1 protein-coding gene is annotated in these 1107 nt (G+C 30.2%); it reads left to right on the forward strand.

Annotation, left to right across the window (positions count from 1 at the left end):
* Positions 1–132: 132 nt before the first annotated feature.
* Positions 133–840 (forward strand): hypothetical protein, encoded by a 708-nt coding sequence (locus tag ACJJVO_RS00055; protein WP_405568901.1) that lies wholly within the window; start codon positions 133–135, stop codon positions 838–840.
* Positions 841–1107: the final 267 nt, after the last annotated feature.

Raw genomic sequence — 1107 nt, forward strand, 5'->3', positions numbered from 1 at the left:
CTGAGCTTACGATTTAAGAACAGACCTAGTTCAAACTATTTTTTTGCCTTCTAAACGGCTAAAAAAAATCTTTTGAACGTGATAATATTAACAAAAAAAGGTCAACCTATATCAGTATAATACACAATCTTTATGGTAGAAAAAAAAGACATCGAAAAATTAATTATTCAGAACAAAAAAAGTACTCTGAAAAATCATTGGAACGATGCGTTTTTTTACAACACAACAAAATACAGCGGAGAAATAAAACCGAATGAACTTCTGATTTGGAGGTCTGCACATTTTTTAAGAGGAGCGTATCCAATTTTTCATCTGACTTTTGGCAAAAATGCAGAACTGAATGGAATAAAAACGGAGAAAAACCCTTATCACAAACTTCTGAATAAAATATCAATCGGATTTTTTATTGTACTTGCTTTGGTTTTGTTATTTACGACTGAATTTAAGACTGCCATTATTGGAATAATCGGATTTTCTGTAATTGGAACTTTATTGCATTTAGTAATGTCAAAAGCAAAAAAGTACGAAACAAAAATTTTGACTGACGAACTGAAACAAGCCATAGAAAATATAGGACGTGAAAATAATCCTGAACTAATAAACAAACCGAAAACGGAATTAAAGAAAGAAAAGATTAAAGAATGGACTTTCGCAAAGATTTTGACAAGACTTCTTCTCTATCCTTTTTGCTTATTGATTTTATGGTTTTCAATAACATTATTTTTACCTGGAGGAATATTTAAGTATAAAACACTCGGTGTATTTGGAATTATTGTTTCATTAGCATATCCAATTACTGACCTAATAATGATATTTAGAAAAAATAAAAACTACAGCTAACACCGTGTATAATTAATTGCTTTATTGAGCTTACTTGCGAATATTCCTGCGGAATATTCACAGGTTCGTAAAAGTTTGCTAAATTAGTTGCTGAACCACGCAACTAACCATACACAAACACGTTAGCTGTAATTACCAGAACGGTACTTTCCTGAAATAGGTTGACTAAAAATTAAACATTTAATTATAGTCACTTATGAAAACACGAAAACAAGACTGTCGAAAAAAACCTTACGAAAAAGTAACTTTTCAGTACAAATTATTCGT

Source organism: Winogradskyella sp. Asnod2-B02-A, assembly GCF_045063645.1.
In the GTDB taxonomy this organism is placed as follows: Bacteria; Bacteroidota; Bacteroidia; order Flavobacteriales; family Flavobacteriaceae; genus Winogradskyella.

Bases quoted from the DNA above. Each gene is read 5' to 3' on its own strand.
- ACJJVO_RS00055 (WP_405568901.1), top strand. From the start codon at position 133: ATGGTAGAAAAAAAAGACATCGAAAAATTAATTATTCAGAACAAAAAA.